The sequence below is a fragment of the Haemophilus influenzae genome (assembly GCF_900475755.1).
Taxonomy (GTDB): domain Bacteria; phylum Pseudomonadota; class Gammaproteobacteria; order Enterobacterales; family Pasteurellaceae; genus Haemophilus; species Haemophilus influenzae_D.
The window spans coordinates 881083-898518 of the sequence record NZ_LS483411.1 but is presented as its reverse complement, the minus strand read 5'-3'; the positions used below and the strand labels follow the sequence as shown (position 1 = coordinate 898518).

Annotated in this window: 14 protein-coding genes; 8 read left to right on the top strand and 6 right to left on the bottom strand. The window is 37.9% G+C overall.

The window, feature by feature from the left end; translation table 11 throughout:
• Positions 1-15 precede the first annotated feature (15 nt).
• Positions 16-771, top strand: coding sequence for an FCD domain-containing protein (locus DQN24_RS04500; RefSeq protein WP_005652574.1), 756 nt, complete (start codon positions 16-18; stop codon positions 769-771).
• A gap of 19 nt (positions 772-790) precedes the next feature.
• Entirely contained in the window at positions 791-1975 is a 1185-nt protein-coding gene (gene uxuA, locus DQN24_RS04495; RefSeq protein ID WP_111695449.1) for a mannonate dehydratase, read from the top strand.
• A gap of 52 nt (positions 1976-2027) precedes the next feature.
• Here uxuA and DQN24_RS04490 read toward each other — a convergent pair whose 3' ends face one another.
• The 6 genes from DQN24_RS04490 to DQN24_RS04460 all read right to left on the bottom strand — a co-directional run bounded on the left by DQN24_RS04490 (position 2028) and on the right by DQN24_RS04460 (position 10890).
• Positions 2028-2741 (bottom strand): TerC family protein, encoded by a 714-nt coding sequence (locus DQN24_RS04490; RefSeq protein ID WP_111695448.1) that lies wholly within the window; start codon positions 2739-2741, stop codon positions 2028-2030.
• Between the two features lie 97 nt (positions 2742-2838).
• Positions 2839-4668 (bottom strand): excinuclease ABC subunit UvrC, encoded by a 1830-nt coding sequence (gene uvrC / locus DQN24_RS04485; RefSeq protein ID WP_111695447.1) that lies wholly within the window; start codon positions 4666-4668, stop codon positions 2839-2841.
• Positions 4669-4813: 145 nt separating this feature from the next.
• Positions 4814-5578: a 3-deoxy-manno-octulosonate cytidylyltransferase gene (kdsB, locus tag DQN24_RS04475; RefSeq protein ID WP_021035539.1), complete on the bottom strand. Its 765-nt coding sequence runs from the start codon at positions 5576-5578 to the stop codon at positions 4814-4816.
• Between the two features lie 70 nt (positions 5579-5648).
• Entirely contained in the window at positions 5649-6647 is a 999-nt protein-coding gene (gene lpxK, locus DQN24_RS04470; RefSeq protein WP_111695446.1) for a tetraacyldisaccharide 4'-kinase, read from the bottom strand.
• Between the two features lie 72 nt (positions 6648-6719).
• Positions 6720-8483, bottom strand: a complete 1764-nt coding sequence (gene msbA, locus DQN24_RS04465) for a lipid A ABC transporter ATP-binding protein/permease MsbA (RefSeq protein WP_111695445.1) — start codon at positions 8481-8483, stop codon at positions 6720-6722.
• A 40-nt stretch (positions 8484-8523) separates the two neighbouring features.
• Positions 8524-10890 (bottom strand): DNA internalization-related competence protein ComEC/Rec2, encoded by a 2367-nt coding sequence (locus tag DQN24_RS04460; RefSeq protein WP_111695444.1) that lies wholly within the window; start codon positions 10888-10890, stop codon positions 8524-8526.
• A 259-nt stretch (positions 10891-11149) separates the two neighbouring features.
• On the opposite strand from DQN24_RS04460, the gene dksA reads away from it, so the two are divergent.
• The 6 genes from dksA (at position 11150) to mutL (ending at position 17433) form a co-directional block, all read left to right on the top strand.
• Positions 11150-11587: an RNA polymerase-binding protein DksA gene (dksA, locus tag DQN24_RS04455; protein ID WP_005652560.1), complete on the top strand. Its 438-nt coding sequence runs from the start codon at positions 11150-11152 to the stop codon at positions 11585-11587.
• Positions 11588-11751: 164 nt separating this feature from the next.
• Positions 11752-13194, top strand: coding sequence for a polynucleotide adenylyltransferase PcnB (gene pcnB / locus DQN24_RS04450; protein WP_411690087.1), 1443 nt, complete (start codon positions 11752-11754; stop codon positions 13192-13194).
• An 8-nt stretch (positions 13195-13202) separates the two neighbouring features.
• Positions 13203-13685 carry a 2-amino-4-hydroxy-6-hydroxymethyldihydropteridine diphosphokinase gene (gene folK / locus DQN24_RS04445; protein ID WP_111695443.1) on the top strand — a complete coding sequence of 161 codons (483 nt, stop codon included), beginning with the start codon at positions 13203-13205 and terminating at the stop codon, positions 13683-13685.
• A 75-nt stretch (positions 13686-13760) separates the two neighbouring features.
• A complete protein-coding gene (gene tsaE / locus DQN24_RS04440; protein WP_111695442.1) occupies positions 13761-14237 on the top strand; it encodes a tRNA (adenosine(37)-N6)-threonylcarbamoyltransferase complex ATPase subunit type 1 TsaE in 477 nt (158 codons plus the stop codon).
• A 7-nt stretch (positions 14238-14244) separates the two neighbouring features.
• Positions 14245-15543: an N-acetylmuramoyl-L-alanine amidase gene (locus tag DQN24_RS04435; RefSeq protein ID WP_111695441.1), complete on the top strand. Its 1299-nt coding sequence runs from the start codon at positions 14245-14247 to the stop codon at positions 15541-15543.
• The gene (mutL, locus tag DQN24_RS04430; protein WP_111695440.1) at positions 15544-17433 is read left to right on the top strand and encodes a DNA mismatch repair endonuclease MutL; all 1890 of its coding nucleotides are present in this window, start codon (positions 15544-15546) and stop codon (positions 17431-17433) included. It begins immediately after the preceding gene.
• Positions 17434-17436 lie beyond the last annotated feature (3 nt).

Genomic DNA, 17436 nt, shown 5'->3' with positions numbered 1-17436 from the left:
AATTAGGAAAAATTTATGAACATTGATGACTTGCGATCCTATAAAAAAATAGGAAATGAGTTAAAACAACAGCTAAATAATCATCAATATAAAATAGGCGATAAACTACCAGCTGAGCGAGACTTGGCTGATTATTTTGATGTAAGTCGTACAGTCATTCGAGAAGCCATCATTATGCTTGAATTAGAAAACCTTGTTGAAGTACGTAAAGGTTCTGGAGTGTATGTGATTGCATTGCCACAACGCGCTGCAAGTAATGATGAATTTTTAGATAAGGTTGATGTAGGTCCTTTTGAACTTTTACAAGCTCGCCAATTATTAGAAAGTAGTATGGCTGAATTTGCTGCGTTACAAGTAACAAGAGCAGATATTACTAAATTAAAAGACATTCTAGCAAGAGAGCGAAATACTCTTGAACAAGGTGATGAAGATTATGTGGCAGATGAAGATTTTCATCGTACGATAGCAGAAATAACCCAAAATGAAGTTATCTTGCAAATGCAAAAAGCACTGTGGGATCTTCGTACTAATAGTCAAATGTGGAAAGGTTTACATCTTCATATTCCAAATCAGAGCTATCGTCACCTTTGGTTACAAGATCATGAGAATATTATTACAGCCCTACAGAGAAAAGATCCTGTAATGGCAAAAAAAGCAATGTGGCAACATTTAGAAAATGTTAAGCAAAAACTTTTTGAATTATCTGATGTAGATGATCCTAATTTTGATGGTTATCTATTTAATATGAGCCCAATTGTTGTTGATCGTTAGAAAACTATAGGAGTTAAAAATGGAACAAGCATGGCGTTGGTATGGACCAAAAGATCCTGTTTCTTTATCTGATATTCGTCAAGCAGGCGCAACTGGTATAGTCACTGCACTTCACCATATTCCTAACGGTGAAATATGGAGTATTGAAGAAATTAAAAAACGCAAAACTGAAATAGAAAATGCTGGTTTAAGCTGGTCAGTAGTGGAAAGTGTACCAGTTCATGAAGAGATTAAAACTCAGACTGGAAATTATCAAAAATGGATTAATAACTACAAACAAACTCTTCGCAATCTTGCTCAATGTGGAATTGACACTGTTTGCTACAATTTTATGCCAGTTTTAGACTGGACTCGAACCGATCTTGCTTATGAATTACCAGATGGTTCTAAAGCATTGCGCTTTGATCATATCGCTTTTGCCGCATTTGAACTTCATATTTTAAAACGTCCTGATGCAGAAAAAACCTATAATCAAGAAGAACAAGTTGCAGCAAGAACCTATTATGACAATATGTCAGAGCAAGATATAGCGCAATTAACGCGTAATATTATTGCGGGCTTACCCGGTGCAGAAGAAGGTTATACTCTTGATAAATTTCAAACTCAATTAGATCGCTATAAAGATATTTCATCCGAAAAATTCCGTACGCATTTGGCTTATTTTTTAAATGAGATCGTACCTGTTGCCCAAGAAGTAGGAATCAAAATGGCGATTCATCCAGACGATCCTCCACGCCCAATCTTAGGCTTACCACGCATAGTTTCAACTATTGAAGATATGCAGTGGTTTGTAGAAACTCAACCATTACCAGCAAATGGTTTTACAATGTGTACGGGTTCTTATGGCGTACGTTCCGATAATGATCTCGTAAAAATGACTGAACAATTCGCTGATCGTATTTACTTCGCTCATTTACGTTCTACTCAACGTGAAGGTAATCCACTAACCTTCCATGAGGCAGCTCATCTAGAAGGAGACGTAGATATGTTTAATGTAGTAAAAGCTTTATTAAATGAAGAATATCGTCGATTAAATCAAGGAGAAACGCGTTTAATCCCAATGCGCCCAGATCATGGGCATCAAATGTTGGATGACTTACGTAAAAAAACCAATCCTGGCTACTCTGCCATTGGTCGGTTAAAAGGTCTAGCTGAATTTCGCGGTTTAGAGATGGTACTAAAAAAAGTGTATTTCAATAAGTAAAAGAAAAAGTGCGGTCATAAAAAACATTATTTTTATCGACCGCACTTCTAATTTATTTCATCAATCTTCTCATTCGAATATTGATCATCTCGACCACAACAGAGAATCCCATTGCAAAATAGATGTAACCTTTCGGGATGTGAATATCCAAACTTTCTGCAATTAAACTAATTCCGACTAAAATTAAGAAAGCTAAAGCTAGAATTTTCAACGTTGGGTGTGTATCCACAAAATCGCCGATTGGTTTTGCCGCAAACATCATCACCCCCACGGCAATCATAATCGCCAAAATCATCACAGGAAGGTGGCTTGCCATACCCACCGCTGTAATGACAGAATCTAAAGAAAATACAATATCTAGCACAGCAATTTGAATTAATACGCCAAGATAACTCACTTTGTTTTTGCTTTCAGATTCATGGTGTTCTTGATGATTTATCGCCTCTTTAATTTCGCCAGAACTTTTTATAATCAGGAATAAACCACCGATTAATAAAATCAAATCACGCCCAGAAATTTCTTGATTAAACACAGTAAATAACGGTGCAGTAAGTTTCATTATCCACGCTAGTGACATTAAAAGTAAAATTCTTGTTAGCATTGCCAAAGCAAGCCCAAGAATACGACCAGACTGGCGTTGGCGTTCAGGTAAACGTCCAACTAGGATGTTAATAAAAATAATATTGTCGACTCCTAAAACGATCTCTAAAGCCGCAAGTGTCGCAAGTGATATCCACGCTTCAGGCTCTGCAATCCATTCAAACATAATTTTTCCTATAATTGAGTTAAATAAATCCGAAAATACAGATCATAATGGCTTTATGACGAAAAGCAATCGTTATTTATATTTGAGAAATGATTGATTAGTCGTTTTTAAGCGTTTCAAAAATCCTTTCAGCAAGTTTAGGGGAAATGCCCGGTACAGAGGCTATTTCATCTAAGGTCGCCTTTTTCACACCTTGTAAACCACCAAGATATTTCAGTAAAGCCTGACGACGTTTAGCTCCCACTCCTTCAATGGTTTCTAAACCACTTTGTGTAAAGGCTTTTTGACGTTTTTTACGGTGTCCGCTTATTGCGTGATTATGGCTTTCATCACGAATGTGTTGAATCAAATGCAATGCCAAACTATCATCAGGCAAATGAATTTCGCGGTCTTGTTTGCTGATGATCAGTACTTCCTGCCCTGCTCGACGATCCACACCTTTTGCCACGCCAATTAAGTGCGGTCTATTTTTATCCCATTTTACTTGAAGATGTTGGAACACGTTCAATGCTCGATTTAACTGCCCTTTTCCACCATCAATAAAAATAATATCGGGAATTTTATCTTCTTCTAAATCACGCTCATAACGTTTCTGCAACGCTTGTTCCATCGCAGCATAATCATCTCCGCCAGTAATGCCTTCAATATTAAAACGACGATAATCAGATTTCAGTGGACCTTCTTGATTAAAAACAACACAAGATGCGACTGTTTGATTTCCCATTGTATGGCTTATATCAAAACATTCCATACGCTTAATTTCAGGAAGATTTAACAGCTCACACAACGCTTGATAACGCTCTGACATTCGTGAAGATTGTTTAAGTTGTACATTTAAAGCTGCTTTAGCATTAACTTGTGCGAGCTGTAAGTATTTACTTTTATCGCCTTTTACGCTTTCTTGAATCGTCACTTTTCTGCCAGCTTGCTCGCTAAGAAGTTGCTCAAGCTCCGATTTTTCAGCTAATTGACGATCCACAATAATGCTATTCGGGATACTTCGTCCTTGATGACCTTGTAAATAAAATTGCCCTACAAAAGTTTCGGTAAGTTCCGATAAATCCGTATTGGCGGGGACTTTTGGGAAATAACTGCGATTGCCTAGCACTTTTCCTTGACGAATAAACATCACCTGTACACAGGCTAACCCGTGTTGGTAAGCGATAGACATAATATCCATATCATCTAAACGTTCATTGGATACAAATTGTTTTTCAATAACCGAACGCACCGCCTGAATTTGATCGCGATAACGAGCAGCCTGTTCAAAATCTAAATTTCTGCTTGCCTGCTCCATTTTACCGATTAAATAATCTAACACCTGTTGATCTTTGCCTTGTAAAAATAAGCGGGCTAATTCAACTTGCTGATTATATTCTTCATCGGAAACATATCCCTGAACACAAGGTGCGGAACAACGCCCAATTTGATATTGCAAACAAGGACGAGAGCGGTTGGAATAAACGGAATTTTCACATTGGCGAACAGGAAAAAGTTTTTGCAAAAGCGACAAAGTTTCACGCACGGCTCCCGCGTGAGGATAGGGCCCGAAATATTCACCCGCAAATTTTTTAGACCCACGATAGGACGTGATTCTTGGATGGCGTTCTTTGGTTAATAAAATAAATGGATAGGATTTATCATCACGCAATAATACGTTATAGCGAGGCTGATAAAGCTTGATGAAATTATGCTCTAGCAGTAAAGCTTCCGTTTCAGATGAAGTTAGCGTAGTGTCAATATGATGAATTGACGCAACCAACGCCTCTGTTTTTTTACTGCTCAGATTTTTACGAAAATAGCTTGAAAGACGTTTTTTTAGATCCTTTGCTTTCCCAACATAAATAACCTGATCTTTATCGTCATACATACGATAAACACCAGGTTCGTGAGAGACATCCGCGAGGAATTTTTTGGGATTGAACATAGAATATTTTACCAATAACAAAAGACATCTTGCCTTCCCTGCTTTCGGGGGAAGGAGCCTAAAGAGCAAAAGGGGGCTTGCGATGTTAAATTTATCCCCCCTCAGCCTTCGGCAGCTCCCCCCGCAAGCAGGGGGAGCCAAGTATTTAATCCTTCGCCAAAATCAACCGCACTTTTTCCAAATCTTCGGCGGTATCCACCCCCACTGCAGGCACTTCTTTCGCAAGTTCTACGTGAATACGTTCGCCGTTATATAACACGCGAAGTTGCTCAAGTTTTTCTAGATTTTCAAGTTGAGTCGGTGCCCATTGCACATATTGTTTTATAAAACCAGCACGATACGCGTAAATGCCAATATGACGTAAGTAAGCGTCCGCAAGCTGCACTTTCTGAATATCCTGTAAATTCATAAACTGATCACGATCATAAGGAATAACCGAACGGGAAAAATACAGCACATAGCCATCTTTATCTGTTAATACTTTCACTGCATTTGGATTAAATAATTCCTCAGCATCATGAATTTTGACCGCAAGGCTTGCCATATTGACATTAAATTTTGCTAAATTATCTGCCACTTGTCGCACGATAACGGGAGGAATCAAAGGCTCATCGCCTTGGATATTGACAATGATTTCATTATCGGGAATCGCTAATTTTTCTACAACTTCCGCTAAACGCTCTGTACCAGAATTATGATTAACCGAAGTCATACAGACTTCAGCACCAAAACTTTTGGCAACATCAGCAACATTTTCATTATCGGTGGCAATAATCACTCGGCTCGCCCCAGACTGCAGTGCTTTCTCAAATACATGTTGAATCATTGGCTTACCCGCAATATCAGCAAGCGGTTTTCCAGGCAAACGACTTGATGCAAAACGAGCGGGGATAATCACGGTAAATGACATAATTTATTCCTTATTCTTTAATATTTCAGCTTTATCGGCAAGTAATCAAAACAACTGGGGATTAATCTTTTCAGCCATTTCTGTATTGCTCCACAAGTTTGTCTATTTTGTCCCAAAAGTGCGGTAAATTTTCACGTTGTTTTTCAGCCTCAATAATTTCTGCATCCACAGGGACATACCACCAATTATCTTTAGCAAAAGATTGGCATTTTACGGCATCTTTTTCCGTCATAAAGAGCGGTTGATTTTCAGCAAGTTTTTCTAATTGAGAGGCTTCAAAATGTTGATGATCTTGAAATGCTTGAGTTTGCTTTAACTGAATCCCTAACTTTTCTAACATACTAAAAAAACGCTGTGGATTGCCAATCCCTGCGATGGCAACACCAGATTGAAATTCATTTAATTGGCGTTTTTCATTGGTTTTTAAATTAATCGCGAAATGAGGCACAAGACGCATAATCGCATCTGAATACTGATTTTTTCCACCATTAGTGATCACAAAATCGACAGATTTTAATCGACTTGGTAATTCTCGCAATGGACCTACTGGCAATACAAAACCATTTCCCAACGCACGCTCAGCGTCCATTACGACAATTTCCAAATCACGCTGTAATTGATAATGCTGTAAACCATCATCAGAAATAATAATATCGCACTCTGCTTGGCTTAAGAGTAATTCAATCGCTTGCTGACGATTCGGGGAAATCACGACAGGAACATTAGTACGTTTAGCAATCAATACAGGTTCATCACCACCTTCAATCGGATGCGTATTTTCAGTAACGAATAACGGATACGTTTTAGATTTGCTTCCATAACCACGAGAAATCACACCTACGCGAAAACCTCGTTTTTTTAACTCTTCCACAAGCCAAACAACCACAGGCGTTTTGCCATTTCCACCCACAGACAAATTTCCCACAATTATCACTGGTTTTGGTGCGCGATAAGAGGATTTGAGACCCAAAGAGAATAAGGCGCGACGAAGTTGGCTAATCAACCAAAACAATAAAGAAAAAGGCGATAAGAGCCAAATAAGTTTGGAGTTGGAATACCAGAAGGGCATAGAAAATCCTTTCTAATAAGTGCGGATAAAATAACGCGAGTTTTTCAACTCGCGTTTTCGATAATCAATAAATTAGCCAGTAAACTGCATACTATGCAACTGTTTATAGGCACCATTTTGTTCAAGCAATGTTTTATGGTTGCCACGCTCACGAATTTCTCCGTGATCAATCACAAGAATTTCATCCGCATTTTCAATAGTAGATAATCGATGGGCAATCACAACAACCGTGCGATCTTTCTTTAATTCCTCTAATGCAGATTGGATTGCTCGTTCTGATTCCGTATCTAGTGCAGATGTAGCTTCATCTAAAATTAATACTGGCGAATTACGCAATAAAGCACGAGCAATCGCTAAACGCTGACGTTGCCCACCTGATAGGCTAGCACCATTTTCGCCAATTACCGTATCAAAACCTTGCGGTAATTTTTCGATAAACTCTAAAGCATAAGCCGCTTTTGCTGCAGCGATAATTTCTTCGCGAGAATACTTATCTTGTGCTGCATAAGCAATATTATTCGCAATAGTATCGTTAAATAAATGGACTTGTTGAGAAACCACAGCGCAGTTTTCACGTAAATTAGATAAACGATAATCTTGGATATTTACGCCATCAAGTAAAATCTCGCCTTGCTCAATATCGTAAAAACGTGTCACTAAATTAGCAATGGTTGATTTACCCGATCCAGAACGCCCCACTAGAGCTACGGTTTTTCCTGCTGGAACGCCAAAAGAAATATTATTTAATGCAAGTTCCTCTTTTCCCTGATATGCAAAACTCACATTTTTAAATTCTAACTCGCCTTTCGCGGGTTCTGCTTTATAAGTGCCATTATCTTTTTCTGGTTCTAAGTCTAAAATGGCAAATAAAGTTTGACAGGCTGCCATTCCACGTTGGAATTGAGAGTTTACGTTCGTTAAGGATTTTAATGGGCGCATCATTGCCAACATAGATGAAAAAACTACCGTAAAAGAACCCGCACTTAGATTATCTTCAGCAATTAATGGCGTGGTAGCTAAAAACAACACAGCAGCTAAAGCAAGAGAAGCAATAATCTGCACCACCGGATCGGAAATAGAATCAGCAGTAACCATTTTCATGCCCTTACGACGCATATTGTTACTGACTTTATTGAAACGTTCTTCCTCGACAAGCTGACCACCAAAAGAAAGCACCACTTTATGTCCTTTCAGCATTTGTTCTGTTGTCGCTGTCAATTCCCCCATTGAATCTTGTAAATTCTTACTCAACTTACGGAAAATTTTTGACACGATAGTGATCAACACTGCAATAATTGGCCCGATAACAAATAAAACAAGGGTTAATTCCCAGCTTGTATAAAACATCACTGCCAATAGCGAAATAATATATGCCCCTTCTCGCACAATAGTAATCAAGGATCCTGAAGAAGAACTTGCAATCATCTCAGAATCATAAGTGATACGAGAAAGTAATTTACCCGTTGAATTTCTGTCAAAGAAACTCACTGGCATAAACATTAAATGTTTAAACAAGCGACGACGCATTGTCATGACAACTTTGCCTGATACCCACGCCAAGCAATAATTAGAAATAAAGTTGGTAATGCCGCGTAAAATAATCATCCCAACGACGACAAAAGCCATCATTTTCAAAAATGAATGGTTTGCCTTACCAAAACCATCGTCCAACAACGGTTTTAACAAATAAATCAAGCCTGAGTCAGCTAATGCATTAAAAACTAACGCGACGCCAGAAACAATAAGCCCCGCTTTAAAAGGTTTAATCATTGGCCACAAACGCTTAAACGTTTGTAAGGTTGAAAAATCATTTTCTTGTAATTTTTGCTCTTGCATAATCGCTATCTAATAGTAAAAATTGCACGCATTGTACCTTTTATTCCTTTGATAATCCAATTACACGCGCATACCAAGGGGAAAATTCTGTGCGAGCTTGCTGGATTACTAATCGGTCTTGAAAAAAATTTACCCGCACTTGCCCCGAAACAGCGGTATTTTCTACCGCACTTTTATAGCGATGAAGCCTTTCCGTAACCGAATAATGGGGGAATTTCCACGGATTCCAACGTCCGCTAGAAATAATCGCCACATCTGGTCTAACCTGAGAAAGTAAGTATTCACTTGTCGATGTTTTACTTCCGTGATGCCCCACTTGTAACACATCAATTTTTCCTAAAGTGCGAGCAAAAATTTGTTCATTTTTTGCTTCAGCATCGCCCGTCAGCAAAACTCGATGCTTTCCATCATCAACTAAAATCACACAAGAATGGGGATTATCAGCTCGTGTCACAACGTTGTGAGGAGAAAGTATTTGAAAATGTAGCCCTTGCCAATGCCAATCACGTCCAGCAGTACAAAAAGTGCGGTAATTTTCCCCATAGTTTTTTCGTGAAGGGGTAATCAATTCCACATTGGGATACGCCTTTAAAATTGTCGAAGCACCACCTGCGTGATCGTTATCATCGTGGCTTAAAATCAATTTTTCCAAAACAATCCCTTCTCTTTGTAAATAAGGCAAAATTTCTAATTCAGCCATACTTCCACCTCGCCAAGAAGAACCCGTATCATAAAGAATCCCTTTGCCATTTTTCACAATCAGCGTTGCCAGCCCCTGCCCCACATCTAAAGTATCTACCTGCCAAGTTGGTTTGCTCAATTGTTTAAACAACAAAATCATAAAACACATAAGAATAATGCCGAAAGAACATAGCAAAACGTTGATTCGTTCATTTTTTAGCAAAGGTTTACTGAGATTTAATGTAAAAAATCTTGGTCGTTTAATTTTCCAAGTTGATGATGAAGCCTCTTGTTTTCGATAAATACACCAAATAATTAACATAAAAATTCCTGCACAAAGTGCGGTTAAAAATAATGCTAAATTAAATGAAACCGTGAGCCAATTTCCTTGAAAAACAGAAATTAACCCAGTAATTCCTTCGGCTAGCTTATTTGCTAGTTGCCAAGAAAAAAACGCGCCGTTGGTAAAAACAGCAAATAAAATTAATGGCACAAGGAAAAAACTATAAAGTGGTACAGCAATAAGATTGGCTAAAAATCCACTCAGCGATAAGCCATTAAATAGAAAAAGTTGCAAAGGCGTAAAAAAGAGCAATAACCCCAATTGCAAATGAAATAAACTCAAAATCCACCGCACTTTTGGTGAAAAGGGACGATTTTTCCATTGAAAAAGTGAAAAAGGCACATAACGATACCAGAGGATCAAACAACCAACTGCACCACAAGAAAGCCAAAAACTGACCGAAAGCGGCATTAATGGATCGCAGAAAAGCAAGAATCCGACAACCAACGTAAAAAGCTGAAAAGGCGAATAATATCTCCTCATTATTTGAACAAAGAAAACGAAAACAAGTGCTGAAATGGCACGAAAAGTTGGCACGCTAAAACCAGCCAAATAGGCATAAATTAAAGCAAATAAAACACCAAAAACTAAAGGAAAATAAGGATGAATAAAACGGGTTGGGAAAAATACTTGCACAACACGAGCCAAGTAAAATCCAATTCCCATAGCCAACCCAATATGTAAGCCAGAAATAGCAATAAGATGTGCGGTATTCGTTTGTTGGTAAATTGACCAAGTGTTTTTATCTAACCAAGCCCGTTCGCCAAAAGCTAACGCGATCAATAAACCTTGTAGAGATAATCCTTCCGTTTGCTTTCTCACTTGTTGCAATTTTTCTGCACGCAATGATGAAACATCAGCAATTTTCACCGCACTTTTTACGGTTCCAACAGCCGTAATTCCTTTTGAAAGATACCATTGTTGCCGATCAAACCCACCAAAATTTAATCGCGCAGAAAGGGGACGTAAAGAAATTTCAGCTTGCCAAATTTCCGATAGTTGAGGCACCTCTTTTGCTTTCCAATTTAAAAAAATTCGTTGCTCTTGTAAGTTATCCGTCAATGTTGCTGTGGCGATAAGTGTTTGATAATCCTGTTGATGCAAAATTTCTTGAATCTCAAAAGTCACCATTTGCTTTTGAGCGGTAATACGTTGAGCTTGTTGTAATAAACTCAAAGCCGAATGATGAAAATAGCCAAGAGAAGCAACAAAAAAAGCAAGACTAACTAAGAAATTTTTACGCCAAAAAATAAAAAGAAAAATCAAAACAAGCGCAATAACGAGAGCAACTTGCCAAGGCAATAGCAATGACTGCAGTAGAAATAACAACGTTAAATCCGCAACAATTAACAAGACAGCTAAAGTTATTAAGTTTAATTTCATTTTTGTAAAAGATTAATTCCAATCTCTCTAAGACTAGGCTAGTTTTATTTAAATATGCAAACGGTTGCTTCAAATTTTACGATCCATATTGTAAAAATAAATTTTTCAGGAAAATTTACTTGCTAAAACAAACAACTTCTGATATTTATACCGCCCGCAAAAATTGGGTTCCTAAAATAGCAGTCAGGAACAAACTAAAATAACAAGACAGGAAGTCGTGAAGTCCACGCTTAAATTCTGTATGTATTAGGAGTGAGAGATGTCAAGAGCATCATTGAACTTGCTAGATTTAGCAGGCGTTAAGCCTTATCAAATGAAAAAAGATGAAGAATATATGAATGAAGAGCAAATTCTTCATTTCAGAAAAATTCTTAATGCTTGGCACGAGCAAATCGTGGAAGAAGCTTCTCGCACCGTTGCACATATGCAGGATGAAGTAACCAATTTCCCCGATCCCGCAGACCGAGCAACTCAGGAAGAGGAATTTAGTCTAGAATTGCGTAATCGTGATCGCGAACGCAAACTAATGAAAAAAATCGAAGCAACCTTGAAAAAACTTGATACCGATGATTTCGGTTACTGCGATTGTTGCGGCGAGGAAATCGGTATCCGCCGTTTAGAAGCACGCCCAACAGCAGATCTTTGCATTGATTGCAAAACTTTAGCTGAAATCCGTGAAAAACAAGTCGCTGGTTAATTCATTCTATTGAAAAATACCAAAGTGCGGTTAAAATTAGCCGCACTTTTTTACATTTAAAAATGCGGAAAAATCCCCTTGCCTTTTTCTTTACAGAAAAAGAGCCAAGTCATTTATTTCCAACTAAAAAAACGGAGTAAATTATTCTTACTTATATCAAAAATTTGTTTGGCAAGAAGACAAAAAAATCAAAAGAAGTTGCCAAAACAAGTGCTTATTCTAAACGAGTTGGGCGTCCCAATAGCCCAATGCCAAAAGTGCAGACAAAAAAATCAGAACAAACGTGCCGCTACGATAAAAATGTGATTAAAGCGGCTCAATTTGATATTTCCCCGCGAGATTTTAGCCGTAATGCACTCACTGTTGTGGAAAAACTGCAACGTCAAGGTTTCGAGGCTTATATCGTCGGTGGATGTATCCGCGATTTATTACTTGGTAAAAAACCAAAAGATTTTGATGTGGCAACAAACGCACGTCCTGAACAAATCCAAAACATTTTTCAACGCCAATGCCGTTTAGTGGGTCGCCGTTTCCGCTTAGCACATATTATGTTTGGTCGAGATATTATTGAAGTTGCCACTTTCCGTGCTAATCACAGTGATGCTCGCAATGAAAATCAAGCGAAGCAGAGCAATGAAGGCATGTTACTGCGCGATAATGTTTACGGTACGATCGAACAAGATGCAGAACGCCGAGACTTTACGGTCAATGCGCTGTATTACAATCCGCAAGACAATACTTTACGCGATTATTTTGATGGTATTAAGGATCTCAAAGCGGGCAAGCTACGCTTAATTGGCGATCCTGTTACACGTTATCAAGAAGATCCTGTGCGGATGCTGCGCTCTATTCGCTTTATGGCAAAACTTGATATGTTCCTTGAAAAACCAAGCGAACAACCAATTAGTGAACTTGCGCCTTTATTAAAAAATATTCCGCCAGCTCGCTTATTTGATGAAAGTTTAAAATTATTACAAGCAGGACAAGGGGTAAAAACCTATCGTTTATTACGTCAATATGGTTTATTTGAACAACTTTTCCCTGCATTAAGTCCATATTTTACAGAGAAAGAAGATAGTTTTGCAGAACGTATGATCGTTACCGCCCTTACTTCGACAGATGAACGTGTTGCGGATAAACTTCGTATTAATCCTGCATTCTTATTTGCGGCATTTTTCTGGTATCCATTACGCGAAAAAGTGGAAATTTTGAAAAATGAAGGTGGTTTAAATAATCATGATGCTTATGCTTTGGCGGGCAATGAAGTTTTAGATTTATTCTGCCGTGCTTTGGCTGCACCACGTCGTCACACTGCGGTCATTCGTGATATTTGGTTCTTACAGCTGCAATTATTAAAACGTACTGGCTCAGCACCAATGCGTACCATGGAACATCCAAAATTCCGTGCTGGCTTTGATTTACTGGCTATGCGTGCAGAAATTGAAGGTGGCGAAACCATTGAATTAGCCAAATGGTGGCACGAATATCAATTTAGTAATGGCGAACAGCGTGAACAGTTAATACAGGAGCAACAACGTTTGCATCCCAAACCAAAGAAAAAATACTATCGTCCACGCCGTCGTAAAACAATGCGTTCAGCAGAGTAAGGGGAGATATGATTACTGTATATATTGCGTTAGGCAGCAATTTAAATACGCCAGTAGAACAATTACATTCTGCGCTTAGAGCGATAAGTCAGTTACCAAACACGCATTTGGTAACAACGAGCTCTTTTTATAAAAGCAAACCACTCGGCCCACAAGATCAACCCGATTATGTGAACGCTGTTGCAAAAATTAAAACCGAGCTTAGCCCACTTGCACTATTAGATGAATTACAGCGTATTGAAAACGAGCAAGGTCGAGTGCGTTTACGTCGCTGGGGCGAACGCACATTAGATTTAGATATTTTACTTTACGGCAATGAAATTATTCAAAACGAACGCTTAACAGTTCCACATTACGATATGCATAACCGTGAGTTTGTCATTGTGCCGTTGTTTGAAATCGCATCGGATTTAGTTTTACCAAATAGTCAAATCATAACAGAGCTGGTCAAGCAATTTGCTGACCACAAAATGATAAAATTAAATCCCTAGAAATTTCACCGTACTTTTATGAACCTCAAAAGTGCGGTAGAATCTGCCCACATTTTTCTTCATTAATGACCCGTTATGGAAAGCTTAACTCAATATATCCCTGATGAATTTTCTATGCTTCGCTTCGGCAAAAAATTCGCCGAAATTCTTTTAAAATTGCATACAGAAAAAGCAATTATGGTTTATCTTAACGGTGATCTTGGGGCAGGAAAAACAACGCTGACGCGCGGAATGCTGCAAGGTATAGGTCATCAAGGTAATGTAAAAAGCCCAACTTATACGCTGGTTGAAGAATATAATATTGCAGGCAAAATGATTTATCATTTTGATTTATATCGGTTAGCAGATCCTGAAGAACTCGAATTTATGGGTATTAGAGATTATTTTAATACTGATAGCATTTGCTTAATTGAATGGTCTGAAAAAGGTCAAGGCATATTGCCAGAAGCGGATATTTTAATAAATATTGATTATTACGATGATGCACGAAATATTGAATTAATCGCACAAACAAATTTGGGTAAAAATATTATAAGCGCATTTTCTAATTAACTTATTTATGAAAACTAAAATCTTATTTTTTCTTTTTTTCTCTACATTTAGCTTCTCTATTTTGGCAGCACCTATTACGATTGCGATTGACCCAGGTCACGGAGGAAAAGATCCTGGTGCAATCAGCCGAAATTTAGGTATTTATGAAAAAAATGTTACCCTTTCAATTGCAAAAGAATTAAAAGTCTTATTAGATAAAGATCCACATTTTCGTGGAGTATTAACGCGTAAAAGTGATTATTATATTTCCGTGCCTGAACGTTCAGAAATCGCACGTAAATTTAAAGCGAATTATCTTATTTCTATCCATGCTGATTCATCTGAATCGCCTGATCGTCGTGGGGCTTCTGTTTGGGTATTGTCAAACCGTCGAGCCAATGATGAAATGGGTCAATGGCTAGAAGACGATGAAAAACGCTCGGAATTACTTGGTGGAGCGGGAAAGGTGCTTTCACACAATAATGACAAATATCTTGACCAGACTGTACTTGATCTGCAATTCGGACATAGCCAACGTACAGGCTATGTGTTAGGCGAACATATTTTGCACCATTTTGCTAAAGTAACAACATTAAGTCGCAGTACGCCACAACATGCAAGTCTGGGTGTTCTACGTTCGCCAGATATTCCTTCTGTGTTGGTAGAAACGGGATTTCTTTCCAATTCAGAAGAAGAAAAAAAACTTCATTCCCAAACTTATCGTCGCCGCATTGCTTATATGATTTATGAAGGCTTAGTTGCATTCCATAGCGGTAAAACCAACACTTTAGTTAAAGATAATTTAGTGCAAAACATCAAACAAAACGATATAAAAAAATCAGGGAAAAATAACCGCACTTCAGAACAAAATATAAATGAAGATAATATTAAAGACAGTGGTATTCGCCATATTGTAAAAAAAGGAGAAAGTTTAGGTAGCTTATCAAATAAATATCACGTAAAAGTCTCTGATATTATTAAATTAAATCAATTAAAGAGAAAAACACTTTGGCTAAATGAAAGTATTAAAATCCCTGATAATGTCGAGATAAAAAATAAATCATTAACAATTAAAGAAAATGATTTTCATAAAAAACAAAATAGCTCAGTAAATAATACCAATAAAGATTTAAAAAAAGAGAAAAATACACAAACTAATAATCAAAAAAATATAATTCCGCTCTATCATAAAGTAACAAAAAACCAAACACTTTATGCTATTTCGAGGGAATATAACATTCCAGTAAATATACTATTGAGCCTAAATCCACATTTAAAAAATGGCAAAGTTATTACAGGACAAAAAATAAAATTAAGAGAAAAATAAATGCCTATTAAAATTCTTTCCCCACAACTTGCTAACCAAATTGCTGCTGGAGAAGTGGTAGAACGCCCTGCATCAGTGGTAAAAGAATTAGTGGAAAATAGCCTTGATGCAGGTGCAAATAAAATCCAAATTGATATCGAAAATGGTGGGGCAAATTTAATCCGCATTCGTGACAATGGCTGTGGTATTCCAAAAGAAGAATTAAGCCTCGCTTTGGCACGACATGCCACGAGTAAAATAGCCGATCTTGATGATCTCGAAGCGATTTTAAGTTTAGGTTTTCGTGGCGAGGCATTAGCTAGTATCAGTTCCGTATCACGCCTAACCCTTACTTCTCGTACCGAAGAACAAACTGAAGCGTGGCAAGTTTATGCGCAAGGTCGTGATATGGAAACCACAATCAAACCCGCATCACATCCTGTCGGCACAACAGTTGAAGTCGCCAATCTTTTTTTCAATACGCCAGCCCGCCGAAAATTTTTGCGCACAGATAAAACAGAATTTGCTCATATTGATGAAGTCATTCGTCGTATTGCTTTAACGAAATTCAATACGGCATTTACATTAACGCATAATGGGAAAGTTATCCGTCAATATCGCCCTGCCTTCGATCTCAATCAGCAACTAAAACGTGTCGCCGCTATTTGTGGGGATGATTTTGTCAAAAATGCCTTACGAATTGATTGGAAACACGATGATTTACACTTATCTGGCTGGGTGGCGACACCAAATTTTAGCCGAACTCAAAATGATTTAAGTTATTGCTATATTAATGGCCGAATGGTGAGAGATAAAGTGATCAGCCATGCTATTCGACAAGCCTATGCACAATATTTACCAACCGATGCTTATCCTGCGTTTGTGTTGTTTATTGATTTAAACCCGCACGATGTAGATGTCAATGTTCATCCAACCAAACATGAAGTACGCTTTCATCAACAACGCCTCATTCATGATTTTATTTACGAAGGCATAAGTCATGCACTAAACAATCAAGAACAGATTAATTGGCATACAGACCAAAGTGCGGTAGAAAATCACGAAGAAAATACAGTGCGTGAGCCACAACCGAATTACAGTATTCGTCCTAATCGTGCAGCTGCGGGGCAAAATAGCTTTGCGCCACAATATCATGAAAAATCACAGCAAAATCAACCGCACTTTTCTAACACACCAGTGTTTCCAAATCATGTAAGTACTGGTTATCGAGATTACCGTTCTGATGCACCGAGTAAAACTGAGCAACGTTTATATGCTGAATTGTTACGCACGTTACCGCCTACAGCGCAAAAGGATATATCGGATACAGCACAACAAAATATTTCAGATACAGCTAAAATCATCTCAACTGAAATAATTGAGTGTTCATCACATCTACGAGCCCTTTCACTTATTGAAAATCGTGCGTTGTTATTACAACAGAACCAAGATTTCTTTTTGCTTTCATTGGAAAAATTACAACGCTTGCAATGGCAACTAGCGTTAAAACAAATACAGATTGAACAACAACCATTGTTGATTCCAATCGTATTTCGTTTAACAGAGGCACAATTTCAAGCATGGCAACAATATTCAGATAACTTCAAAAAAATTGGCTTTGAATTTATCGAAAATCAAGCACAATTACGCTTAACCTTAAATAAAGTGCCAAGTGCATTACGCACACAAAATCTACAAAAATGCGTGATGGCAATGCTGACTAGAGATGAAAATTCATCATCATTTTTAACCGCACTTTGCGCACAATTAGAATGCAAAACCTTTAACGCTTTAGCGGATGCACTCAATTTATTGAGCGAGACGGAACGTTTACTGACGCAAACAAATCGCACGACATTCACCCAATTACTCAAACCTATTAATTGGCAGCCTTTATTAGACGAAATTTAGATT

Excerpts from the sequence above, each read along its gene's own strand:
- lpxK (WP_111695446.1), bottom strand. The coding sequence starts at position 6,647 with ATGCCCTTCTGGTATTCCAACTCCAAACTTATTTGGCTCTTATCGCCT.
- uxuA (WP_111695449.1), top strand. The coding sequence starts at position 791 with ATGGAACAAGCATGGCGTTGGTATGGACCAAAAGATCCTGTTTCTTTA.
- msbA (WP_111695445.1), bottom strand. The coding sequence starts at position 8,483 with ATGCAAGAGCAAAAATTACAAGAAAATGATTTTTCAACCTTACAAACG.
- DQN24_RS04460 (WP_111695444.1), bottom strand. The coding sequence starts at position 10,890 with ATGAAATTAAACTTAATAACTTTAGCTGTCTTGTTAATTGTTGCGGAT.
- DQN24_RS04435 (WP_111695441.1), top strand. The coding sequence starts at position 14,245 with ATGAAAACTAAAATCTTATTTTTTCTTTTTTTCTCTACATTTAGCTTC.
- DQN24_RS04490 (WP_111695448.1), bottom strand. The coding sequence starts at position 2,741 with ATGTTTGAATGGATTGCAGAGCCTGAAGCGTGGATATCACTTGCGACA.
- folK (WP_111695443.1), top strand. The coding sequence starts at position 13,203 with ATGATTACTGTATATATTGCGTTAGGCAGCAATTTAAATACGCCAGTA.
- tsaE (WP_111695442.1), top strand. The coding sequence starts at position 13,761 with ATGGAAAGCTTAACTCAATATATCCCTGATGAATTTTCTATGCTTCGC.
- DQN24_RS04500 (WP_005652574.1), top strand. The coding sequence starts at position 16 with ATGAACATTGATGACTTGCGATCCTATAAAAAAATAGGAAATGAGTTA.
- kdsB (WP_021035539.1), bottom strand. The coding sequence starts at position 5,578 with ATGTCATTTACCGTGATTATCCCCGCTCGTTTTGCATCAAGTCGTTTG.
- uvrC (WP_111695447.1), bottom strand. The coding sequence starts at position 4,668 with ATGTTCAATCCCAAAAAATTCCTCGCGGATGTCTCTCACGAACCTGGT.
- mutL (WP_111695440.1), top strand. The coding sequence starts at position 15,544 with ATGCCTATTAAAATTCTTTCCCCACAACTTGCTAACCAAATTGCTGCT.
- dksA (WP_005652560.1), top strand. The coding sequence starts at position 11,150 with ATGTCAAGAGCATCATTGAACTTGCTAGATTTAGCAGGCGTTAAGCCT.